Origin of the sequence: Arthrobacter sp. StoSoilB20 (genome assembly GCF_019977295.1) — a bacterium.
GTDB classification, from domain to species: Bacteria; Actinomycetota; Actinomycetes; order Actinomycetales; family Micrococcaceae; genus Arthrobacter; species Arthrobacter nicotinovorans_A.
Map to the genome: position 1 here is coordinate 2,769,152 of NZ_AP024651.1, position 23,595 is coordinate 2,792,746.

19 protein-coding genes, 1 tRNA gene and 1 riboswitch are annotated in these 23,595 nt (G+C 62.9%); of the genes, 3 read left to right on the plus strand and 17 right to left on the minus strand.

The annotated features are described in order from the left end of the window. The first annotated feature begins 283 nt into the window (after positions 1–283). Positions 284–874 carry a ScbR family autoregulator-binding transcription factor gene (locus LDN85_RS12480; RefSeq protein ID WP_026542412.1) on the plus strand — a complete coding sequence of 197 codons (591 nt, stop codon included), beginning with the start codon at positions 284–286 and terminating at the stop codon, positions 872–874. Between the two features lie 129 nt (positions 875–1,003). Here the strand turns inward: LDN85_RS12480 and LDN85_RS12485 are convergent. The 12 genes from LDN85_RS12485 to LDN85_RS12540 form a co-directional block, all read right to left on the minus strand. Next, positions 1,004–1,079: transfer RNA gene (locus tag LDN85_RS12485), tRNA-Ala, on the minus strand. Positions 1,080–1,194: 115 nt separating this feature from the next. After that, entirely contained in the window at positions 1,195–1,599 is a 405-nt protein-coding gene (gene rsfS, locus LDN85_RS12490) for a ribosome silencing factor (RefSeq protein WP_026542411.1), read from the minus strand. A 59-nt stretch (positions 1,600–1,658) separates the two neighbouring features. Next, positions 1,659–3,269 carry a hypothetical protein gene (locus LDN85_RS12495; protein WP_223943220.1) on the minus strand — a complete coding sequence of 537 codons (1,611 nt, stop codon included), beginning with the start codon at positions 3,267–3,269 and terminating at the stop codon, positions 1,659–1,661. Between the two features lie 7 nt (positions 3,270–3,276). Further along, on the minus strand, positions 3,277–3,900 hold the full coding sequence (gene nadD / locus LDN85_RS12500; protein ID WP_026542410.1) for a nicotinate-nucleotide adenylyltransferase: 624 nt from the start codon (positions 3,898–3,900) through the stop codon (positions 3,277–3,279). Positions 3,901–3,955: 55 nt separating this feature from the next. Then, positions 3,956–4,198 (minus strand): hypothetical protein, encoded by a 243-nt coding sequence (locus tag LDN85_RS12505; protein ID WP_026542409.1) that lies wholly within the window; start codon positions 4,196–4,198, stop codon positions 3,956–3,958. 82 nt (positions 4,199–4,280) lie between these two features. Beyond that, on the minus strand, positions 4,281–5,645 hold the full coding sequence (locus LDN85_RS12510) for a glutamate-5-semialdehyde dehydrogenase (protein ID WP_026542408.1): 1,365 nt from the start codon (positions 5,643–5,645) through the stop codon (positions 4,281–4,283). Continuing rightward, positions 5,642–6,823: a glutamate 5-kinase gene (proB, locus tag LDN85_RS12515; protein ID WP_026542407.1), complete on the minus strand. Its 1,182-nt coding sequence runs from the start codon at positions 6,821–6,823 to the stop codon at positions 5,642–5,644. The genes LDN85_RS12510 and proB overlap by 4 nt, the downstream gene beginning before the upstream one ends. Next, positions 6,813–8,399, minus strand: coding sequence for a GTPase ObgE (gene obgE, locus LDN85_RS12520; RefSeq protein ID WP_026548199.1), 1,587 nt, complete (start codon positions 8,397–8,399; stop codon positions 6,813–6,815). The genes proB and obgE overlap by 11 nt, the downstream gene beginning before the upstream one ends. Positions 8,400–8,554: 155 nt before the next feature. Further along, positions 8,555–8,818, minus strand: a complete 264-nt coding sequence (rpmA, locus tag LDN85_RS12525) for a 50S ribosomal protein L27 (protein WP_003803426.1) — start codon at positions 8,816–8,818, stop codon at positions 8,555–8,557. A 62-nt stretch (positions 8,819–8,880) separates the two neighbouring features. Then, on the minus strand, positions 8,881–9,189 hold the full coding sequence (gene rplU / locus LDN85_RS12530) for a 50S ribosomal protein L21 (protein WP_018777818.1): 309 nt from the start codon (positions 9,187–9,189) through the stop codon (positions 8,881–8,883). Positions 9,190–9,567: 378 nt separating this feature from the next. After that, positions 9,568–11,085, minus strand: a complete 1,518-nt coding sequence (thiD, locus tag LDN85_RS12535) for a bifunctional hydroxymethylpyrimidine kinase/phosphomethylpyrimidine kinase (protein ID WP_223943221.1) — start codon at positions 11,083–11,085, stop codon at positions 9,568–9,570. Further along, positions 11,076–11,173, minus strand: a riboswitch (TPP riboswitch). Its footprint overlaps the gene before it by 10 nt. A 137-nt stretch (positions 11,174–11,310) precedes the next feature. Next, the gene (locus LDN85_RS12540; protein ID WP_223943222.1) at positions 11,311–14,535 is read right to left on the minus strand and encodes an Rne/Rng family ribonuclease; all 3,225 of its coding nucleotides are present in this window, start codon (positions 14,533–14,535) and stop codon (positions 11,311–11,313) included. Between the two features lie 485 nt (positions 14,536–15,020). Here LDN85_RS12540 and LDN85_RS12545 point away from each other — a divergent pair, with 485 nt between their 5' ends. Then, entirely contained in the window at positions 15,021–15,701 is a 681-nt protein-coding gene (locus LDN85_RS12545; protein WP_026542402.1) for a vitamin K epoxide reductase family protein, read from the plus strand. An 80-nt stretch (positions 15,702–15,781) separates the two neighbouring features. Here LDN85_RS12545 and ndk read toward each other — a convergent pair whose 3' ends face one another. Genes ndk through ileS form a run of 4 tightly spaced genes read right to left on the minus strand, consistent with a single transcriptional unit; the run spans position 15,782 to position 21,384 of the window. Further along, a complete protein-coding gene (ndk, locus tag LDN85_RS12550) occupies positions 15,782–16,201 on the minus strand; it encodes a nucleoside-diphosphate kinase (RefSeq protein ID WP_026542401.1) in 420 nt (139 codons plus the stop codon). Positions 16,202–16,255: 54 nt separating this feature from the next. Next, positions 16,256–16,708, minus strand: coding sequence for a DUF4233 domain-containing protein (locus tag LDN85_RS12555; protein WP_026542400.1), 453 nt, complete (start codon positions 16,706–16,708; stop codon positions 16,256–16,258). Between the two features lie 2 nt (positions 16,709–16,710). Further along, positions 16,711–18,072: a folylpolyglutamate synthase/dihydrofolate synthase family protein gene (locus LDN85_RS12560; RefSeq protein ID WP_223943223.1), complete on the minus strand. Its 1,362-nt coding sequence runs from the start codon at positions 18,070–18,072 to the stop codon at positions 16,711–16,713. 3 nt (positions 18,073–18,075) lie between these two features. Continuing rightward, a complete protein-coding gene (gene ileS / locus LDN85_RS12565; protein ID WP_223943224.1) occupies positions 18,076–21,384 on the minus strand; it encodes an isoleucine--tRNA ligase in 3,309 nt (1,102 codons plus the stop codon). 329 nt (positions 21,385–21,713) lie between these two features. On the opposite strand from ileS, the gene LDN85_RS12570 reads away from it, so the two are divergent. Further along, complete coding sequence (locus tag LDN85_RS12570; protein ID WP_223943225.1) at positions 21,714–22,757, plus strand: endonuclease/exonuclease/phosphatase family protein; 1,044 nt, start codon at positions 21,714–21,716, stop codon at positions 22,755–22,757. Here the strand turns inward: LDN85_RS12570 and LDN85_RS12575 are convergent. Further along, the gene (locus LDN85_RS12575) at positions 22,754–23,545 is read right to left on the minus strand and encodes an SDR family oxidoreductase (RefSeq protein WP_223943226.1); all 792 of its coding nucleotides are present in this window, start codon (positions 23,543–23,545) and stop codon (positions 22,754–22,756) included. The two genes, LDN85_RS12570 and LDN85_RS12575, sit on opposite strands and share 4 nt — an antisense overlap. Positions 23,546–23,595 lie beyond the last annotated feature (50 nt).

The following is a 23,595-nucleotide window of genomic DNA, read 5'->3' on the forward strand; positions in this document are numbered from 1 at the left end:
CACACTGATGACGGCCCTTGATTGTGGCGTCCGGCAGCCAAGGCGCGCTGGACGAAACCACCGCGCCTCCCCCAAACGGGCTGCCGTCGGGCGCGCTGTAAACAGCCCGCTCCCCAAGAAGTCTAAGATCCATGCCTCCAGAAACCAAACCGTTCAGTCGGTTTAATTGAGGGAACGGAATAGGGCCGATGATAGCGTTATGGGGTTCCCGCAGCACTTCGCCCGGGCAATGCCCGCGGATCATCGCGTCCCGCGCAATTACTGGAAAGGTCACTCACCGCCGATGCAGCAACGTGCACAGGACACCCGCCTGGCAGTCATCGAAGGTGCGGCACGGGTGTTTGCGGACATCGGGTACGGAAACGCCAGCCTGGCCGACATCACCAAACGTGCGGGCGTGACCAAAGGCGCACTCTACTTTCACTTCACTTCCAAACGGGACCTTGCCCTGGCCGTGATCGACGAGCAACACGCCTTGGTACAGGCTGCCGGCGCCGACATTGCATCCTCCGACAACCCGGCCCTGGAAAAACTCATCGGACTCTGCAGAATGTTCGGGCAGCAACTTTTGGATGTCCCCATTGTGCAAGGTGGTATCCGACTCACCTTCGAGGCCTCCGCCTTCCAAGCTGACGTATCCGGCCCTTACCAGGATTGGATCACCACGGCCGAGCAGTTGCTGGTCCAAGCCCAGGCGGAGGGCGATGTCCGGGCCGACCTGGACGCTGCAGCCTTTTCCCGCTACCTGGTTTCCTCATTTACAGGAGTCCAGATGGTCTCCGAGGTCCTCACCGGGCGGGACGATGTCATGGCAAGAATCGAGCAGATGTGGGAGTTCATGCTGCCGGCATTGGCGTCAGGCGCCGACAAGTAAACACCCGCGTCCAAGGCGGAGCCTTGCTTCGGCCGCCGGGGCAGTTCGCGCCGCGGGGGCAGTTCGTAAAGCTACCTTCCGGGGACAGCAAAAGGGTCCTGCCTTCCTTGAGGAAAGCAGGACCCTTGATGGTGGAGCTGAGGGGACTCGAACCCCTGACCCCCTGCATGCCATGCAGGTGCGCTACCAGCTGCGCCACAGCCCCATATTCTTGCTGCTTCGCGGTCAACATTTCAGCCATCCGCGCCGAAGCAACTCAAATATCTTAGAACAGCATTTCCGAAAATTCCAAATCGGGAATATTCGGTTGCCGTCATTCCCTAGCGCTCGGAGTCCTCCGCAGAAACAGCCTTTGCCGAGGCGTCGTCACCGAGCTCCAGGTCAACTACAGGGCAGTCCTTCCAGAGGCGTTCCAAGGCGTAGAACACCCGATCCTCAGCGTGCTGGACGTGGATCACGATGTCTGCGTAATCGAGCAGAACCCAGCGGCCCTCCGAGCGACCCTCGCGGCGTACGGGACGAAGATCCTGCTTGAGAAGTTCTTCCTCAATGCCATCCACGATTGCATTGACCTGGCGCTCCGTAGGAGCAGAAGCAATCAGGAAGATGTCGGTAAGCGCCAACCGCTCGCTGACATCCAGGGCTACGATGTCCTCGGCGAGCTTATCGGCAGCGGCACGCGCGGCGTGGCGGGCGAGAGTGATGGATTGTTCATGTGCAGACACGGGGACTCCTTGTTGTGGCCTGTGGCCTTGATGTGGCGTATGCCGGGGATAAAGCGGAACTAGCCGCTGGTGATCATGATGATGCCGACGATGAGCGCAACCAGGCCCAAAGCCAAAACACCGTACTGCAGGAGCCTGTTGCGCTGCGCCCTGGCCAGTCCCGCCGTATTGGCGTCCAATGGATCCAGCCCGTAAGCGGTGCTGGCGGAAATTGGTGGTCGCTGCGTGTCTTCGCTGGGCTCTACTGGGGCAACAGGCTTTTTCCTGGCCGACCTGGCAACAGCTTCAGCACGGGCAAGAACTCCTGCACGGCCCCGGGAAGCCGGCTTCTTGACCTGCGGCTGGTCCACTGCTGGACCTGCTGAGGTAATCAGGGGCACAAAGGTGGTGCTGGGACGCTTCATGACCGGGCGCTCAACACCAGGAACCTTGACGAACTCCAAAGGAGTCACCATGGCCAGGTTGTTGGCGGTGGACGGACCGGAACTGGCCGCCTGCGACTTGGCCTGGCCAGACTTGGTGTGCTCGGCCTTTTGTTGCCCGGCCCTTTGTTGCTCGGCCTGGTGCTGATCGGCGAGCTTTTGCTTGGCTGCAGCACGTTTGTTCAGGACCGCCGCACGCTCGGCCAAAGCAATCTGCTCCGCCAGTACCGTTGGATCAACAGCCAACGGATCCTGCTCGGCAATGTGCTCCAGCTTGGCCGTCTGGTTCTGGACTTGCGCGGCAATCAATTCACGGACAGCCAGCGCCTGCTCGACGGACATCCCGGATTCCGCAGCGGCCTCAGGGGCTTTGTCTTGGAGTGGCCCTTGGGCGGCTCCGGCGTTGACGGCCTCAGGCTGTGCCGGACCGGGCTGTGCAGAATCCGGCTGTGCCGAACCGGGCTGTGCAGAATCCGGCTGTGCCGCACCGGGCTTTGCACCCTCCGTCCTGATGGCGTCGGGCTTGGCAGAACCGGGCTGGTGAGCCGAGGTCTTGGCGGCGTCGGACTTGGACAAACCCGGCTGGACTGGACCAGGCTGGGCATTGGCTGCCTTGGGGTTGCCGGCCGCCTGCGCGTCAGCTTTTCCGGCCTCGGGCGTCGGGGAACCAGGTTTGGCCGCTTCCTGCGTTGAACCCGCTGCTGGAACGATTGGATTCATCGACGTAGCAACCTCGGCCTGAAGCTGCTGAAGTCGGAGCTGACGCCGGGTGGGAGGCCCGCCGCCGGAAAGTTGTTCTTCCTTGTCCGCAAGTTCCTTGATGGTCCGCAGAGCTGCACGGTCACGTGCCCGGACCTGCGAGGATCGCTCCTGCGCTGCGGTTCCTACTGCATCCACGGGACCATCAGCGGCCCGGCGATTGCGGGTTATTGGACGATCCGAGCCGTCACCGGTGTTGATTTTGGCGGGCGACACCGGGTCCACGGCGGCGGCCGTTGCCGGCGTCTTCGGCTGGGCTGGGCTGCTCGGCTGGGCAGCGCCGCTCGGCTGAGCCGGCGTCTTCGGCTGGGCAGCGCCGCTCGGCTGGGCTGGGCCGCTCGGCTGGGCTGACTGGGCAGCTGCATCTTGTTTCGCTGTCGCCTCTTGCTGCGCTGATGCCTCTGGCTGTGCCGTGCCCTCAGCCTGCTCTTCCCGGGCGCGGCGAAGCTCACGCCTGCTGCGGATGGGTCGCTGTTCCTGGCTGCTCATTAAAAACTCATTCAGTACGTGCTTGGTCGTCTGATCCGGATAGTGCTGGCGTCAGCTCCCCGGCTGGAGGCTGGGGTGCGTACAGTCCATATTTTGCGATGTATTGCACCACGCCGTCAGGCACGAGGTACCAGACAGGGTTGCCTGCGCCTACGCGGATGCGGCAATCCGTGGAAGAGATCGCCATGGCAGGGACTTCGAGCAAGCTGACGTCATCAGTTCGCCCGAGGTCGTTCAGTTCATGTCCGGGACGGGTGACCCCGACAAAGTGCGCCAGGGACCACAACTCGTCCACATCTTTCCAGGACAGGATCTGGGCCAGGGCATCAGCTCCGGTGATGAAGAACAGGTCTGCATCTGGACGCTGGGCCCGAAGATCACGAAGGGTGTCAATGGTAAACGTGGGCCCGGGACGGTCAACGTCCACCCGGCTCACTGTGAACCTCGGGTTGGAAGCCGTGGCGATCACTGTCATCAAGTACCGGTGCTCCGGCTCGCTGACGAGCTTGTGAGATTTCTGCCAAGGCTGTCCCGTGGGCACGAAAACCACTTCGTCGAGTCCGAACTTGGCTGCTACTTCACTGGCAGCCACAAGGTGGCCGTGATGAATGGGATCGAACGTTCCACCCATCACGCCCAGCCGGAGCCTGCGCCCCGACTCCCCACGTGGTGTTGCGGCAATAATGTTAGTGGCCCTGCCCGTGGGTGTGCTTGTTCGGGTGCTGGCGGTGCGGGTCAGCGTGCTCTTCAACAGCCTCGTGGCGGTTGCCCAGGTTGGTGTAGGAAAGAGTGACGAACATGAGGACAAGCAGGAACGCGAACATCACGATGCCAAAGACCCACGGCTCTGCCCACAGGGGTGCGAGTTCCTCGTGGCCGCCGCCTTCAGTTTCGGCGGCAATGGACGTGGCGATCTGCTGAAACAGCATCTTCTCCCCTAGTTGGTTCTCAAAGGTTTTGCACGGCGGGGCTTCCCGACGTTCCGGACTTCTGTTCTATGTTACCGCGTTGCTAGCTGCGGACTTGGCCTTCGCCTTGGACGATCCACTTGGTGGTAGTCAGCTCAGTGAGTCCCATGGGACCGCGCGCGTGCAGCTTCTGCGTCGAAATGCCGACCTCGGCACCGAGTCCCAGTTCACCGCCGTCGGTAAACCGCGTGGAAGCGTTCACGATCACCGCTGCAGAATCTATTTCCGCGATGAATTTCTCGGCGTTCGCGAGGTTGTTGGTGAGGATCGCCTCGGTGTGCCCCGTTGTCCACGTGCGGATGTGGTGGAGTGCCTCATCCAGGTTGTCCACCATGGCTACCGCCAGGTCAAGGTCCATGTACTCGGTGGCCCAGTCGTCGTCGTCCGCGGGAACGGTTTCAACGTCCCCACCCAACGCAGCGGCAATCCTCTCATCCACATGGAGCGTCACCCCATGTGCACGCAGGGCCTTGGCGACAGCAGGAAGCACCGTTGCACGGGAGTGCACCAGCAAGGTCTCCACCGTGTTGCAGACACTGGGGCGCTGCGTTTTGGCGTTAAGGAGGATCTCCACGGCCATTTCTTCACTTGCCGACTCATCGATGAAGATGTGGACGTTGCCTTCGCCTGTTTCAATGACGGGCACGGCAGAGTTGGTCACAACCGTCTGGATGAGGTCGCGCCCACCACGGGGTATGAGGACATCCACGCGGCCGCGGGCACGCATGAGCACGTTGGCGCCTTCGCGGCCGTACTGGTCCACGGTCTGGACAGCATCGGCCGGCAAGCCCACCGAGTCCAGTGCTTCCCGAAGGATCCGCACCAGCGCTTCATTGGTGTTCGCAGCAGCGGAGCCGCCACGGAGGATCACGGCGTTGCCGCTTTTCAGGGCCAGGCCGGCGATGTCGACTGTGACGTTGGGGCGTGCCTCGTAGATTGCGGCTACCACGCCCATGGGCACGTTGACTTGCCGGAGCCGGAGGCCGTTGGGGAGCGTCTGCCCGCGAACCACGTTTCCCACGGGATCGGGCAAACCGGCAAGGTTCTCCAACGCGGCGACCAGGCCGTCAATCCGGGCAGGCGTCAGGGTCAATCGGTCCAGGAGTGCTGCCGACGTCCCATTGGCGCGGCCCACGGCGATGTCCTTGGCGTTGGCCTCCAAAACATGTTTCCGGTTCTCCACCAAGGCAGTTCCAATGGCGCGCAGCGCACGGTCCTTCCAGGCGCGGTTTGCCTGGCCCATGCGGCGGGCGGCCTTACGGGAACGGTCGGCAATGGCGTGGACTGCGGCTTGGACATCCTCCGGGGAGAGCGGAGCACCTCCTGCCACAGGGTTCTCCGGCGTGATACCGGCAGCACCGGAAACGTCGGAGATCACAGGGGCATCAGGGGTCAGCGCTTCAGTCATGCTCCAAGTTTAGATGAGCGGGACGTCCGCAGGAGCACCAAATCATCAACATGAACAACTTCGCGGTCGTAGCCCCGGCCCATCGACTGCCCGAGCTCCTGGGTAGTGCGCCCCAGCATGCGTGGAAGTTCGTCCGAGGAGTAGTTCACCAGCCCACGTGCCACCACGGTTCCGTCGTGTGCCACCATCTCCACGGGGTCGCCGGCTTCGAAGTCACCGCTTACCTCCGAAATGCCCGCAGGAAGGAGTGACCTATGCCGTTCGCGTACGGCTTTGACCGCACCGTCGTCGAGCATTAACCGTCCTTGAACCGTAGCCAAGTGCGCCAACCACAAAAGCCGGACGGGCTTGCGGTTGCCGTTGACCGAGAACCAGGTCCCCACGTCCTCCCCCGCCAAGGCGGCTGCGGCATTGGCGGTGGACGTTACCAGGGCATGGATGCCGGAGCCGGCCGCGATCGAGGCCGCCTCAACCTTGGTCATCATTCCACCTGTTCCGACGCCGGCCTTGCCGGCCTTGCCGATGGTCACATCGGCGAGATCCTGGGGACCTTGGACCAGCGGAATACGCTTGGCACCCTGGGACGGCGGACCGTCGTAGAGGGCGTCGACGTCGGACAGCAGCACCAAGGCATCGGCGCGGACCAAGTGTGCCACCAAAGCGGCCAGGCGATCGTTGTCGCCGAACCGGATCTCGTGGGTAGCCACAGTGTCGTTCTCATTTACCACCGGCACTACGCCGAGGTTCAGCAGCCGGTCCAGGGCCCTGAAGGCATTGGTGTGCTGGGTGCGGCGCATCAGGTCGTCCGCGGTCAACAACACTTGGCTGACCGTCACGCCATGGGCACTGAAGGCCTGCGTGTAGCGGGCCATCAGCAGTCCCTGGCCCACACTGGCAGCAGCTTGCTGCGTTGCCAGGTCCTTTGGCCGTTTGGCCAACCCCAAGGGAGCCAGGCCAGCGGCGATTGCCCCGGAGGAAACCAGGATAATTTCGGTGCCGGCATTGCGCTTCTCTGCCAAGGCATCAACCAGGCCTGCCAGGGATTTCTCCGAAATACCGCCCTTGATGCTCGTCAGGGAAGAGGAACCGACCTTGACGACAATGCGCTTGGCGGTGGCGAGGGCCTGGCGTTCAAGGCCCTCGGCGGTGCCAGGAGCGTCGATGGTCCTAGTCGTCATCACCGGAGTCCAGGGTGCTCTCCCTCACAGTCTGGGCGCGGCGGCCACTGACGGATTCGGTCCAGATGCCTGCCTTGCGCTCGGCTTCAAGTTCTGCACGCGCGGCTGCCTTTGCTTCGCGGCGCTCGATCTGCTCATCACGCTTCTGCGAACGCGTGGGGCGATCGCCAATGTCGGCAACGCGGATGTCGGTACCACGGGGGGTGGCCAGGAGTTCGGCACCGGCCATCATGGTGGGCTCCCAGTCGAACACGACGCCGTCGTCCTCACCGATGACCACGGTATCGCCCGGCTTGGCGCCAACTTTGAAGAGCTCCGTTTCAACACCCAGCTTGGCCAGTCGGTCTGCAAGGTAGCCAATGGCCTCTTCGTTGGTGAAGTCGGTCTGCTTGACCCACCGCACGGGCTTTTCGCCCAGGACGCGGAACAGCGGCTCGAGGTTCTTTTCTTCGCGGCGGATCTTGAAGCCGGATTCGTTGACTGCGCGCGGCCTGAGGACGGGCGGGGCCACCTTGGGAGGTGCGACTGCCACAGCATCCCGGGCAGCCTTGACGATCTCGGCCATCGCAAATCCGAGCTGGCGCAGGCCCTCATGGCTGGTAGCTGAGACTTCGAAGACACGGTAGCCGCGTGCTTCCAGGTCCGGACGGACGAACTCGGCCATGTCCTTGCCATCAGGAAGGTCAACCTTGTTGAGGACCACAAGCTTGGGGCGCTCGTTGAGCGGTACGACTTCGCCGTCAACTCCCGCGTAGCTCATGTCAACCGCGTACTTCTCCAATTCCGCCTCGATAATGGCGAGGTCGGACAAAGGATCGCGGTCCGATTCAAGGGTTCCGCAGTCCAGAACGTGCACCAGTGCGGCGCAGCGCTCAACGTGGCGGAGGAAGTTGTGGCCAAGGCCCTTGCCTTCGCTGGCGCCCTCAATCAACCCCGGAACATCGGCGATAGTGAAGCGGATATCTCCGGCCTGGACCACACCAAGGTTGGGAATGAGGGTGGTGAAGGGGTAATCGGCGATCTTCGGCCGGGCGGCAGACATGGCAGCGATGAGGCTGGACTTGCCGGCGGAGGGGAAGCCGACCAGCGCGATATCGGCGATGGACTTCAATTCCAGGACGATATCGCTGGATTCGCCTTCGATACCGAGCAGCGCAAACCCGGGAGCCCTGCGCTTCTGGGACGAAAGGGAGGCATTGCCAAGACCGCCTTGGCCGCCTGCAGCAGCAATGAATTCAGTACCCTCGCCCACGAGGTCAGCCAGGACTTCCCCGTCCTTGGTCTTGACCACGGTGCCATCAGGAACCGGAAGGATCAGGGTCTCGCCGTTCTTGCCGCCGCGCCAGTCACCCATGCCCGGGCCACCATTGGTGGCGTGGCGGTGGGGTGCGTGGTGGTAGTCAAGCAGGGTGGTGGTCTGGGCGGATACCCGGAGGATGACATCGCCGCCGTTGCCGCCGTTGCCGCCATCAGGGCCACCGAGGGGCTTGAACTTCTCCCGCTTGACAGAGACACAGCCGTGGCCGCCGGTTCCGCCGGATACGTGCAGTACTACCCGGTCTACAAAGCTAGCCACGTGGATCTCCTCATTTGCTGTCCTACAGCGTTTGTTGCTGTTGCCAGCGTTGTTGCAAAAACCAGCGCGCCCAAAGCGCCCTAGTCGATTGTAATGCGGTTAAAAGAACGGTGGAGCGGGCCGTTTGGCCCGCTCCACCGGTTCAGAACTTGTTGTTACTCTGCAGCTGCAGCAGCAACGATGTTCACTACGCGACGGCCGCGGCGAGTACCAAACTCAACCGCACCGGCCTGCAGGGCGAACAGGGTGTCGTCGCCACCGCGGCCAACGCCTGCACCGGGGTGGAAGTGGGTGCCACGCTGGCGAACGATGATTTCGCCTGCGGAAACTACCTGACCACCGAAGCGCTTGACGCCCAGGTACTGTGCGTTGGAGTCACGACCGTTGCGAGTGGAACTCGCGCCTTTTTTGTGTGCCATGTGAAATGCCTGCCTCTAAATTTCTGGGGAAACTGAAAAACCTGAACAGCGGGTAACGAAAGTTACGCGATGCTGGTGATCTTGATCTTGGTCAGTTCCTGACGGTGACCCTGACGCTTCCGGTAGCCGGTCTTGTTCTTGAACTTCTGGATGACGATCTTCGGACCACGAAGGTCTTCGAGGATCTCAGCCGTAACCTTGACGTTGGCCAGTTCCGCAGCTGCGGAGGTGACCTTGTCGCCGTCAACCAGGAGCAAGGCGGGCAGCTCAAGCGTGCTGCCGGCTCCACCGGGGACGCGGTTAAGCGTTACGTAGTCTCCAACGGAAACTTTTTCTTGGCGGCCGCCTGCGCGGACAATCGCGTACACCACTTGGGTACTCACTTCTCTCGACGTTTATAACTAAATTTGCGTGCGGAACCTTGAACCGGAATCAGGCTTGGTTCGCGCTGTGCCTCAACGCCGTGGACTTCTGATCGAAGTCCGCGAGTCATCCCATGAACAATTCCAAGGGGCATAACCCAAGTGTTGGCGTAAGCACCGAAGATCAAGATTACGCTAGTTTGACCTTCAGCTGCAAATGAGGCCGGGTCCGGAGGCTACCACGTGACTTGCGTCACCAGATGAAACGGACTCTCCCGGCACCGTGCCCATACAGCCTACAGGGTTTGAGGCCGATTAGCGTGATTGGGTCCGCGACGCGCTGTGGGCGAGTTGCGGATCCAGTCCAAAAGCCCTCTCCCACAGCCCTCAGGCAAAAACTCCGGGGGCATCGAAGAACGCCGTCTCGTAGCGGCAGGACAAGGCAAAAGCCTCCACCATGGCCGCCCGCTCCCCCTCCGACGCTGCAGCTGCAGCCGCGTCAGTGAAGTTGATCGCATTCCTGGTGGCCGCGGCAAAGTCCTCGTCGGCATAGGTCCGGAGCCAGTCCGCATAGGGGTGCCCTGCCGGGGACCCTGCCTCTACAAAAGCCGCATTGAGCTGCTGGCCAACCTCCGCGTACAGCCAATAGCAGGGCAGGATGGCTGCGAGAACCAGGGGGTAGCTGCCGCTGGCCGAGGCCGCCAGCAGATGATCCACGTAGGACTTGGTGACCGGCCCGGTCCCCGAGGATGCCTCGCGGGTGCTGAGCCAGTTCCTGTGCAGTTCCGATTCCACCTCAAGGCATTGCTGCGAGGCTTTCGCCCAGAACAGTTGCTCTTCTTCGCTGGGGGCCAGAGCGCCTGCACGCGCCAGCACCCTGGAGTACCCGTTGAGGTAGATGGCGTCCTGGGCGAGGTAGTAGTTGAACGCAGCTTCCGGGAGTTTGCCCGATTTCAGGCCCTCAATGAACCCGAGCTTGTAGATTGCCTCCAGCTCCACAGTGGCTTCCTTCCAGAGCGTCGCGGCAAAATCCCCACGCCTCAGGACCCTCTGGTGATGAAAATGGTGGACCGGACCGTTTCCGAGCCCCACCTCGAGGCTGTCAGCCTTGAGCAAGGCCCCAAGCAACCACGGTTTGACCTCGCGCAAGGACACTTCCCAGTCGCCGGTACGGGCCTGGACAGTGGCCAGCGCCGAGGACAACGAGCATCCTGTGCCATGGCTGTTCTGTGTATCCACCCGGGGGCCGGCTACCTCAATGACGTCCTGGCTCAGGAGTCCGCTGGTGTTCACCAGCGCGTCCGGGCATTCGGACCCCGCCAGGTGCCCGCCCTTCACCAGGACTGTATTGCCGCACTCAGCGGCGAGTCGTTTTCCCTGGTCCAATGCCGAAGCCCAGTCGGCCGCCTCAGCCTCCCCCAACAGCATGGCAAGTTCGGGGAGGTTGGGCGTGATGAGGTCAGCCAAGGGAAGCAGGGCACGCAAAGCCGACTCGGCGGATCCCTGCAGGAGCCTGTCACCACTGGTAGCCACCATCACCGGGTCAAGGACCACGACGGCGGGGCGCACCTCCTCGAGCCAGCGGCGGACCTCATCGATGACCGCTGCGTCACCGAGCATCCCGATTTTGACGGCATCGATGGCGATGTCCGTGCTGATGGCCTCCAACTGCAGCCGCAGGAATTCCACCGGGGGTACATGGACCGCGCTGACTCCTTTGGTGTTCTGCGCCGTCAACGCGGTCAATGCCGCCATGCCATAGCCGCCGTGGGCTGCAATGCTCTTCAGATCAGCCTGGATACCGGCACCACCGGACGGGTCCGAGCCTGCGATGCTCAGCACCCGGGGGGTTTCCCGTCCGGAAACGGCCAGAGGGTACACAGGAGAGTACGACGATAACGTCATGGGGACATCCCTTCGCCGGTGCTAACCGGACAGGTTCAACGGGTCTGGTCTCAGCCTGGCCCAATGCCCGGCACCCCGTGTCAGTCCACCAGCGTAGCCGGGATGCACAGCGGCCGTGGAACTTCGCCACGCTGAAGACCGGATATGACCGCTGGGGCGGACGGCAAAGGGCCCCGCAGTACCCGTCGGCGACGGTCTACTGCAGGGCCCTTTGTTGTCGAAATACTAGAGCTCGGAGGCCGGTACGCCCACCCCAAGGATGATGGGCTCCGCGGACGCGGCCTTCGTGGCTGGCTCTGAAGGTGCTTTGGCCTCGTGCGATGTTCCACCGGCAGCTGAAGCAGTAGCTTCGTGGTGCTCGACGCTGGTTTCGTTGGCGGCGCCCTGCGCCCGGCTGGCGCTGCGGTTGCGACGCCCACGGCGGGTGCCCGACGTCGACGCAGCATCATGGCCTGCATCCGCAGGCCTGGCTACGGCGACCGCGGGTGCGGCAGCTGCCTTGGGAGGGAGTACTTCTTCCGGCTTTTCGGCAGGAGCCGCGCCAAGGTGTGAGAAGGCCTCTGCAAGGAGGTCCAGGCTCATGGCCGGCTTGGCTGCCGGCGGTTCCTCGTGGTGTTCACCGATCGGCAGCGCTACTTCTTCGCCACCGAAACGCAGGACCGGAGTGGACCGTGCTTCACGGACAGCTGCTTCCCGCTCTGATTCACGTGAGGCCGGCTCTCCAGCCTCGCTCCGGGCTGCCTGCCCGGCGCTTGCCTGCTGCTGACCGGTTGCCCGTGCCTGCTCCTCCGCGCGGTGAACTTCGTCGTCGTGCAGGTGGGCTGCGTGCGCGGCGGCAGCGATGGTGGCCAGTGCCGCCCGGGTGGCCTCAGCTTTGGCCTGCTTGGCCGGGTCCTGCGGCTCGGTCGAAACAGGAGCTGCAGCCGGAGCGGGCGGTGCGGTGTGGACCGGCGCGGGGGCCTCGGCGACGGGTTGTCCGCCACCCTTGCCGCGGCGACGCTTGCGCTCCGTCCGTGCTGCGGGTTGCTGGGCCTCGGTGTGGGGACGGTGCTGCTCAGCGGCCACAACGTTGGCGCGGCGGTGCTCAACGGGTTCGTCGTGGGTGACGACGCCGCGGCCGGCGCAATGCTCGCACTGCTCACCAAAGACCTCCAGGAGGCCAGTGCCCATGCGCTTGCGGGTCATCTGGACCAAGCCCAAGGACGTCACCTCGGCTACTTGGTGCTTGGTGCGGTCGCGGCCCAGGCACTCAACCATGCGGCGGAGGACGAGGTCGCGGTTGGACTCAAGGACCATGTCGATGAAGTCGATGACGATGATGCCGCCAATGTCACGGAGGCGAAGCTGGCGGACAACTTCCTCAGCGGCTTCGAGGTTGTTCTTGGTGACCGTTTCCTCGAGGTTGCCGCCACTGCCGGTGAATTTACCGGTGTTGACGTCTACCACTGTCATGGCTTCGGTGCGGTCGATGACCAGCGAACCGCCCGAGGGGAGGAACACCTTGCGTTCCAGTGCCTTGTGGATCTGCTCGTCGATACGCCAGGCAGCAAAGATGTCCTGGTCCTTGGTCCACTTCTCAAGGCGGCCCACCAGGTCAGGGGCAACGTAGGTAACGTATGCCTCAATGGTGTCCCAGGCGTCGTCGCCGGAAACGATCAGTTTGGAGAAGTCCTCATTGAAGACATCACGTACCACCTTGATGGTCAGGTCCGGCTCGCCGTAAAGCAATTCCGGAGCCAGGACCTTGGTGGACGAGGCCTGTCCCTCAATGCCTTCCCACTGTGCGCGCAGACGGTTGATGTCGTGCGTCAGTTCCTCTTCGGATGCGCCCTCGGCAGCCGTGCGGACAATGACGCCGGCGTTTTCTGGCAGGCGGTCCTTCAGGATGCGCTTGAGGCGGTTGCGTTCGACGTCGGGAAGCTTGCGGGAGATGCCGGTCATGGAACCACCGGGAACGTACACCAGATACCGGCCGGGAAGGGAGATCTGGCTGGTGAGGCGGGCACCCTTGTGGCCTACGGGGTCCTTGGTGACCTGGACCAGCACAGAGTCGCCGGACTTCAAGGCGTTCTCGATCCGGCGCGGCTGGCCTTCGAGGTTGACGGCATCCCAGTTGACTTCACCGGCGTACAAGACGGCGTTGCGGCCGCGTCCGATGTCCACGAAGGCAGCTTCCATGGACGGCAGGACGTTCTGGACCTTGCCCAGGTATACGTTGCCGATCAGGGAATCCTGCTGGGTCTTGGAAACGAAGTGCTCAGCAAGCACACCGTCTTCCAGGACACCGATCTGAATTCTGTCGTCGCGCTGGCGGACAATCATCTGGCGGTCCACCGACTCGCGGCGGGCCAGGAACTCGGCCTCGGTGATCACCTGGCGGCGGCGTCCGGTCTCACGAGACTCACGACGACGCTGCTTCTTCGCTTCAAGCCTGGTGGAACCCTTGACACTGGCAACACGGTTCGATGGTGCAGTCTCCGTCATGGGCCGCGGGGCACGGACGCGCGTCACTGTGTTGGGCGGGTCGTCATCCGTTCCACCGGTCAGTTCAAGGTCCTGGTCACCACGGCGGCGGCGACGGCGGCGACGGGAAGTGACACCTTCGTCCGAGGTTTCAGCAACCGGAGCTTCTTCGTCCTCGGACTCGGCACCCTCTTCGGTCTCGTTTTCCTCGCGCTCGGTTCCGCGCCGGCCACGGCGGCCACGGCTCCGGCGGCGACGACGACTGCCGGCATCCTCCAGCTCATCCTCTGCGCCGGATCCGGTTTCTTCCTCCGGCTCTTCTTCCTTCTCCTCCACGGCTGCTACACGGGGAACAGTGGTGAGATCCGGGGCCTGGAAAATCATTGACGTGATGGAAACAGGCTCCAGGAAGAGCGAGGACGAACCTGCAGCGGCAGCTTCCTCCGGGGTTTCCTCAAGGGGAGCCGTCTCAGGGGTTGCTGCGGTCCCGGCTGCTTCAGCGGCAGGCGCGGCTGGCTGGGAGCCGGCGTCCGGCGTCGTGGGTTCAACGGCGGTTTCCGCCGCGGCCTCCACAACGGTTGCTGCTTCCCCAACCACCGGCGCTTCTGCCTCGGCCTTGGGTTTGGCAGTACGACGACGGCGGACCGGCTTTTCGGGTGCGGGTTCGGCAACGGCTTCGGGCTGGTTCCCTGCAGCGGCTTCCGGCGCGGCAGCAACTTCCTCGCCCAAGCCCGGCAGTGGCTCGGCAGGTTCGGTCTTCTTACGTGAGCGGGTACGCCGAACGGGCGCAGCGGGAGCTTCGGCGGCTTCCGGTGCTGTGGCGGCTTCGCCGGCTTCAACCACAGGTGCTTCGGCGGCCTGCGCTTCTACCCCGGCTGCGACTTTGGGCGCAGCCTTGCGCCGGGTCCGGGTGGCTTTCTTTGGCGCTTCCGCAGTTTCCGCGGGAGCTGCCTCGTCATTAACGGCTACAACTTGGTCATTATCCATATGTGGCAACACTCCTGCCCCAGCGACACCGCCACATCCGGTGCCCAGTGGGGCAAATATTGTCAAAACCCGCAGGCGTTGACAGAAGTCGGTAGTATGCCTTCCGGTTCGCACCATCATTGGGGTGCGGCAGCCCTGGAAGGCCGGCGCCAATGTTCTGAAACCCGTTGTTCTGCTGCCACAACCAGGTGCCGTCCATTGTCATGGCGGGCCTTCCAAGGATCACTGGATCCAGGCATGCCCAGCTCATACTGGCGGTCTTGGGAACAAAGTCACCGGACCGGATTCCGAATGTGGATCGGGTTCCGGCCATGCTCATTGTCTCACACCCGTTCACCTTCCCACGGTAGGGCGCTGTGTCGTGCGGTTCAACGGAGCCGCCGCAGCCGGAAGCTGGGGGTACTGTCCAGCCTCCGGAGTTACAATCCTCCCAAGAGCCCATACCGGCAAGGCCGGACCATACGTTGAAAAGGACCAGATCCGCGATGCCGAGCACAGCCAGGGGAAACCTGGCACACCAGTCCACCAACTCCGCGGATGATTTGTCCACGCCGGCAGGGCCGCAACAGTCCCCGATCCCCCGGACTGCCCGGGACAAGCCCTTTGCCCTGCTGCTTCTCATTACCGGAGTGATCGGGTGGCTTGCCTCGGGAGCCTTGGTTCTGGAGAAACTCGAGGTCCTCAAGGACCCCAACCACGTCACGGTGTGCGACGTGAACCCGTGGGTTTCCTGCGGCGCCGTCATGCAGACACCGCAAAGTTCGGTGTTCGGATTCCCCAACATGTTCATCGGCATTGTCGCCTTTGCCGTCATCATCACCACGGCAATGGGCATTCTGGCGGGCGCGAAGTTCTCACGGGGTTACTGGTTGGGCCTCCAGGCCGGAGTTACCCTCGGCTTTGCCTTCGTTGTTTGGCTGTGGTCACAGGCCCTTTACGCCATCCACGTACTCTGCCCGTTCTGCATGGTGGTGTGGGCAGCCATGATTCCGTTGTTTGTCTGGGTGACCATTCGTAACATCACCCACGGAGTCATCAAGGCCCCGCCTGCCCTGGCAAAGCTGCTGGGCGACTCGGGCTGGATCATCGTGGCGCTCCTGTACGTTGCCGTCATCGCCACCATCTTTTTCTCCTTCATCCACATCTTCGTGGGTTCAAACGCCTAGGGAGAATCTTTCCCGAAGTGACAGATAAGGCCAATGTTCGCGAAGAACATTGGCCTTATCTGTAATACGGCGGGGCGATATCAGTCCTGGAACCAGATCTTGATCTCGCGCTCTGCCGAATCTACGGAATCCGAGCCGTGAACAAGGTTCTGCTGGACTGCCAGGCCCCAGTCGCGTCCGAAGTCGCCACGGATGGTGCCCGGTGCTGCCGTCGTGGGATCTGTGGTCCCGGCCAGGGAGCGGAAGCCTTCAATCACGCGGTGCCCTTCGAAGACTGCGGCGATGACCGGTCCGCTGAGCATGAACTCAACCAGTGGCTCGTAGAACGGCTTGCCTACGTGCTCCTCGTAGTGCTGCTCCAGCAGCTCGCGGGTGGCGTTGACCTTCTTCAGCTCAGCCAGGGTGTACCCCTTGGCTTCGATCCGGGCGAGGATGGTTCCGCCCAGGTTGCGGGCGACGCCGTCGGGCTTGACCAGGACAAGGGTCCGTTCAATGCTCACAGTTGCTCCAATGTAATTGTTCAGTGGCTTGTGTTCGGTGGTTTCCCAGCCAGTTTACGGGGTTTGCGGGTCTGCTTTGTCACCGTGGGCGGCATTCCATTCCGCCTGCTCACGGTCCCGCTGGGCTACCTCACGGTCGATCCTCATACCTGCCCGGATCCCGTACCACCAGCAGATGGCGAACAGGATTCCCACAATGAACATCATGGGTTCGGCAAAGCCCGTGAGGATCAGCACCAGCTGCAGGCCCCAGCCCACTGCGATTCCCCAAGGTTTGGACAACACGGCGCAGGCGAGCACCAGCACCACGCTCAGGGCAATGCCCACGCCCAGGATGATGCCCGGAGCCACTTCCCCGCGCCGCAATCCGAAGACAGCGAGGGTGCCGAAGAACGCGACGAAGGCTTCCAGAAGCAGCACGGTGGATGCGAACATCACTTTGGTGGAGCGGCGCTTCTTGGGCATGCCGGGCCGCCACTCACGCTGCGCCTTGGTCATTTTTGCCATGCTCAAGCACCGGCCTTTCCGAGCAGGATCCTGGCCTCGGCCACCACCGTGATGGAGCCGGTCACCAGGACGCCGCCTGCCAGGTCATCGTTGGATTCCGCGCGTTCCACTGCCCATTCGAGGGCGTCGTCGAGCTTCTCGGCGATGTGGACGTTGTCCTCACCAAAACCGAGGTCGACGGCGAGTTCGGCCAGTTCCGCTGCCGGAACGGCACGCGCAGAGTTTGACTGGGTGAAGCAGAATTCGCCGGCCAGTCCGCCCAGGGATTCTTTGAGGGTCTTCAGGATTTCCTCCGCGTCTTTCTCCCGAAGAACGCCAACCACCACCACCAGCTTGCTGAAGCTGAAGGCCTCCTGGATGGCTTCGGCGGAAACACGGATCCCGTCCGGGTTGTGCGCAGCATCCACCACCACAGTGGGTGCAGTACGGACAACTTCGAGGCGGCCCGGCGAGGTTACTGTCCCAAAGGCTTCCTTGAGGACGTCGGCGTCGAGTTCCTTCTCTCCCCCGCCGAAGAACGCTTCCAACGCTGCTATTGCGACTGCTGCGTTTTCGGCCTGGTGGGCGCCATGCAACGGCAGCAGGAGGTCTTCGTAGCGTCCGGCCAGTCCCTGAATGGTCAGGACCTGTCCGCCCACGGCGACACTGCGGGATTCGACACCGAACTCAACACCTTCGAAGCGGAACGGCACATCCACTTCACGGGCTTTCGCCAACAGGACCTGTGCTGCATCCACCGGTTGAGCGGCGCTGACCAGGAACCCTCCGGGCTTGATGATGCCCGACTTTTCGTAGGCAATGTCCTCGGTGGTGTCGCCCAGGAGGTCCGTGTGGTCCAGCGAAATCGGCGTGATGACCGAGACTTGGCCGTCGCCGACGTTGGTGGCATCGGTGATGCCACCCAAGCCAACTTCGATGACTGCTACATCAACAGGCTGATCGGCGAACACCGCGAAGCCAAGAATGGTCAGGCATTCGAAGTAGGTCAGCCGCGGCTGGTTGTCGGCTTCGAGCTCACTGTCCACGATTTCCAGGTACGGGCGGATCTCATCCCAGATACGCACGAACGTTGCGTCCGGCACCGGCTCGCCGTCAATGCTGATTCGCTCGGTGACCTTGGACAGGTGCGGGCTGGTATAGCGGCCGGTGCTCAGGCCGTGGGCACGCAGCCCGGCCTCAATCATGCGGGCAGTGGACGTCTTGCCGTTGGTACCGGTGATGTGGATGATCGGGTAGGCCTTGTTCGGCTCCCCCAGCACGTCCATGGCACGGAACAAAGGGGCAAGGCGCGGCTCCATCTTGTTTTCCGGCGCGCGGCCCAGAAGTTCGGCGTAGACGCTTTCAACCGAGAATTCGTCAGTCATGGATCAAGCCCCTGCCTTCACGACGGTGACCTGCGGCTCGTCGACACTGGCCAACAAAACCTCAAGTTCCAAGGTCAGGGTCTCGGTCTTGACCAGCTCCGCGTTGGCTTCGAGTGCATCCACCACATCCTGTGCAGCCTCCACGGACGTGCGGATGCGGTCGCTCACGTTGAGGCCGGCGTCCTTGCGTGCCTGCTGGATGGCACGGACCATGTCGCGCGCCAGCCCCTCAGCTGCAAGTTCCGGAGTAACCTCCGTGTTCAGGACCACAAAACCTCCGCCGGGCAGTACGGCTACTGCCTTCTTGGCAGCGCTGCCGTCTCCGGCCCCTTCAGCCACCACAGTCTCCAGCGTGTATTCGTGTGGCTCGAGCTCAAGGCCACCTGCCACCACCACACCTGCCTCGCTGACGGACCAGTCACCGGACTTGGATCCCTTGATGGCCTGCTGCACGTTCTTTCCCAGGCGAGGTCCGGCAGCCCGGGCGTTCACCACGAGCTTCTGCTCGATGCCGAATTCTTCCGGCGACGCGGTTGCAGCATCCAGCAAGCGCACGGAGCGCAGGTTCAGCTCATCGGCGACGACGGCGGCAAAGCCTTCCAGCGCGTCTGCACCAGGTGCCACTACCGTCAGTTCCTGCAACGGCAAGCGGACGCGCAGGTTCGCAGCCTTGCGAAGGCTGGAGCCGGTGGAGCAGATCTGCTGGACGCGGTCCATGGCTTCAACCAGTTCGGCGTTTGCCGGGAACAGCGAAGCATCGGGCCAGTCAGCCAGGTGCACGGAACGGCCACCGGTCAGCCCGCGCCAGATCTCCTCGGAAACCAGCGGCAGCAAGGATGCAGATACGCGGCATACTGCTTCCAAGGCGGTGTAGAGCGCATCAAAGGCGTCAACGTTTTCATCAAAGAAGCGCTGCCGGCTGCGGCGGACGTACCAGTTGGTGAGCATGTCCAGGTAGCTGCGCAGTTCATCGCAGGCACCGGAGATGTCGTAGCTGTCCAGGCTGGCGGTGATGTTCCGCACCAGGTCCCCGGTGTTGGCCAGGAGATACTGGTCTAGGGTGTCGGTGTAGCCGTCGTAGCGGAGCTTCGCCTCGTAACCGGCCGCTTTCCCATCCACTACGTTCGAAGCATTGGTGTACAGCGTGAAGAAGCTGTACACATTCCACAGCGGCAGGATGACCTGGCGAACGCCGTCGCGGATGCCCTGCTCGGTGACAACAAGGTTGCCACCACGGAGGATGGGGCTGGACATGAGGAACCATCGCATGGCGTCGGAACCGTCGCGGTCAAGGACCTCGGAGACGTCCGGGTAGTTGCGCAGGCTCTTGGACATCTTCTGGCCGTCTGAGCCGAGCACGATGCCGTGGCTGATCACGTTGCGGAACGCCGGACGGTCAAACAGGGCCGTGGAAAGGATGTGCAGCATATAGAACCAGCCACGGGTCTGGCCGATGTACTCCACGATGAAATCGGCAGGGTTGTGGGTGTCGAACCATTCCTCGTTCTGGAACGGGTAGTGAACCTGGCCGTACGGCATGGACCCGGAGTCGAACCACACGTCAAGAACATCCTCCACGCGGCGCATGGTGGACTTGCCTGTGGGGTCGTCCGGGTTCGGACGGGTCAGTTCGTCAATGAACGGACGGTGCAGGTCAACCTGACCTTCATTGTTAATGGGGAGCCGGCCGAAGTCCGCTTCAAGATCGGCCAGCGAACCGTAGACGTCGGTCCGGGGGTACTCGGGATCATCGGACTGCCACACCGGAATGGGCGAGCCCCAATAGCGGTTACGGCTGATGGACCAGTCGCGGGCGTTGTCCAGCCACTTGCCGAACTGGCCGTCCTTGACGTTTCCGGGGATCCAGTTGATTTCCTGGTTCAGTTCGGACATGCGGTCCTTGAACTTGGTGACTTCTACGTACCAGGAAGACACGGCACGGTAGATCAAGGGGTTCCGGCAGCGCCAGCAGTGCGGGTAGCTGTGCTCGTAGCTGGCCTGGCGGACGAGGCGGCCATCGGCACGGAGAACCTGGGTGATGGGCTTGTTGGCGTCAAAGACCTGGAGGCCGACGATCGAGGCAAGCTCACCGTGAGCAAACAGCGGCAGGAACTTGGCGCCCTCGTCCACGGACAGGACCACGGGGATACCGGCGTCTTCACAGACCTTCTGGTCATCCTCGCCGTAGGCCGGAGCCTGGTGGACGATGCCCGTACCGTCAGTGGTGGTGACGTACTCTGCCACCAGGAAACGCCAGGCGTTCTGGGTGCCGTACTTCTCGGTGTCGGCAAAGTCGTTCCACAGGGGCTCGTACTCAAGGCCTGCCAGCTCGGTGCCCGTATGGGTCGAGACGACGGCGGCAGTCGCGGCAGCAGCGTCGTCGTACCCCAGGTCCTTGGCATAGGACCCCAGCAGGTCAGCGGCAAGGAGGAAGCTGCCCGTCACCGGAGCCTCGGCGGATGCCGCCTTCACACCGTTGGGTCCTGCAGGCAGGACCGCGTAGGAGATCCCAGGCCCGACGGCGAGCGCCAGGTTGGTGGGCAGCGTCCAGGGCGTGGTGGTCCAGGCGAGCGCCTGGACGCCTGCGAGCGACTTGGAGAGTTCGGTGTCCCCGGCCTTGATGGGGAACGTGACTGTGACTGTCTGGTCCTGGCGGTTCTTGTAGACGTCGTCGTCCATGCGGAGCTCGTGGTTGGACAGCGGCGTCTCGTCCTTCCAGCAGTATGGGAGGACACGGTAGCCGTTGTAGGTGAGGCCCTTCTCGTGCAGCTGCTTGAAGGCCCAGAGCACCGACTCCATGTACTCGACGTTGAGCGTCTTGTAGTCGTTTTCGAAGTCCACCCAGCGGGCCTGGCGGGTGACGTAGGCCTTCCACTCGTTGGCGTACTTCATGACCGAGGCGCGGCAGGCGTCGTTGAATTTGTCGATGCCCATGGCTTCAATCTGGGTCTTGTCCGTCATGCCCAGCTGCTTCATGGCTTCGAGTTCGGCCGGGAGTCCGTGGGTGTCCCAACCGAAGCGGCGCTCCACGCGCTTGCCGCGCTGGGTCTGGTACCGGCCCACGAGGTCTTTGGCGTAGCCGGTCAGCAGGTGGCCGTAGTGCGGGAGTCCGTTGGCGAAGGGAGGGCCATCGTAGAAGACGAACTCGTTGCTGCCGTCTTTGCCGGCATCCCGTTGGTCGATGCTGGCTTGGAAGGTGCCGTCTTCTTCCCAGTATTTGAGGATGCGTTCTTCGATTTCCGGGAACTTCACGGAAGCGGACACGCCGTGCGTGCCGGACGAAGACGCTGAGGCCTTGGGGTAGTGGGTCATCTCATATCCTGTGATAGCTGGTTGACTGTCAGGATGCGAGGACGGCTTCTGTGCTGCCTGTCGGCTGCGCAGGTACCGCGGTACCACCTCACTTACCGGAATACTGGATTCCGGCCTCTCATTACTGCTGTGACGGGCTTACCCGTCCGGTTCTACTGGGCCCTGTCCACCGGCGAAGGTGGTCAGTACTGTTCTTCCGGAAGCTCACCGGTGATGGCCGGGTCAAAGCTGGTCCTTCAAGTCTAGCCGCAGCGCACCGCCTTGCTCTACCCGGGAGTTCATCCCTTGGATGGAGCCCACTTCCCGGGCTGGTACATAGACTCGACCCCATGACGCCTTCCGCTCCCGCCGTTCAGGCAACCCGGCCGCGCCGGCGGACCGCATCCATCGCCTGGTCGGTTCTGGCCCTGGTGATGCTGCTGCCCGTGGCGGGAGTGTCGATATTCCGGGCGGTCCCGATCGAGTGGCCCTTGTTGGTGGTGCAATTGCTGTCTTTCACACCGTGGGTGGTGTTGCCGGCGGCCCTGGCCTTGGTGCTTGCTGTGGTGGGACGTCGCCTGTGGGTGATCATCATGACGTCGGCTTTGCTGGCTCTGCAATTGCTGTGGCTGTTTCCACTGGACGCGGGTAAAGCGGAAACGTTGCCTGCTGGCATAGGCACAGTTTCGTTGAAGGTGATGAGCCTCAACTCTGAGTACGGTGAGGCGGACGCGGGAACCGTAGTGCAATTGGTCCGCGATAACGGCGTCCAATTGCTGACACTTCAGGAGCATACGCAGCGGCTCGAAGACGCACTCAGTGCCGCAGGCATGGATGAGGTTCTGCCGAACCGCCTCAGCCATCCCAACGATGACGCTTCCGGGGGTGCCGTGTATTCGGTGTTCCCTCTTGAGGCCATAGGTCAACTGCCGGATACACCTTTCCGGATGGATGTCACCCGGGTACTGGTATCCGGTTCCGGCGCTGCGTCCCCGGCGGCTCTGAACCTCACGAATGTCCATGCCCTTCCACCTGTCGATGAACGGATTGACCAGTGGCGCAGTGACTTGGAGAAGGTGGCCAGGCAGGCGGCCCGGCCGGGGAACCACGTGCTGGTGGGCGATTACAACGCCACCTTCGATCACCATGAGTTCAGGGCAGTGCTCGATACCGCCCCGGCGGGCCAGGACGGCAGGAAGCTGGTCGACGCCGGCATAGCCTCAGGTGCGCGGTTCTCCCCCACCTGGCCCATGGAAGGGCCACCGCTGCCGGGCATTGTCATCGACCACCTGGTGACCTCACCCCGGATCAGCAGCAGCGGTTACGCAGTCCATAAGGTTCCTGGCACCGATCACGCCGCCATCATGGCCACGCTGGCCATCCCGGCAGGCTAGCTTTCCTTGCGGATCAACTTGTGGTTTGCGGCCTGCGCCACGGGCCGGATCACTATCTGGTCGAGGTTGATGTGGTGGGGCAACGACACTGAGTACGCCACCACGCCCGCCACGTCCTCGGCGGTCAGGGGCTTGTCCACCCCGGCGTAGACCTTGGCTGCTGCGTCCTTGTCGCCCAGCCGGTTCAGGGCGAACTCCTCGGTGTGGACCAGCCCTGGCGCTACCTCGATGACACGGATGTTATTGCCCACTTCTTCCAGCCGCAGGGCGTTGGTCATGGCGTGCTGGGCGAACTTGGCGGCGTTGTACCCGGCCCCGCCCTCATAGGCAGAGAGCCCTGCCGTTGAGGTCAGGTTCAGGACCGTCCCTTCGCCGTTGTCCCGCAGCATGGGCAGGAAGGCACGGGTGATCTTCATGGTTCCCAGGACATTTACTTGATACATCCAGTCCCAGTCATCGGTGTCGGCGTTGGCGATGGTATCGGCGCCCCGTGCACCGCCGGCGATGTTGATCAGCGTGCCGGCACCCCCGGCTTCGGTGACGGCCGCGAGCAAGGCAGCGACGTCGTCGTCCTCGGTGATGTCGGCAGGGAAGGGCACCGCACCTGTTTGGGCAGCAAGGGCCTTGAGCCTGTCGGCACGCCGGGCCACTGCGAAGACGGTCCATCCGGCGTCAGCCAGCGCCCTCACCGTGGCCTCTCCGATGCCGGTGCTGGCGCCAGTGACGACGGCTGTCGTGTTGTTTTCTGCGTTCTGCCCTGAAGGAGTGTTGTGCGCTGCCAAAGTCATGCCACCACCTTATCCGGGGGCCGCATCGTTCCGCGGCGGGTTGTAACGCC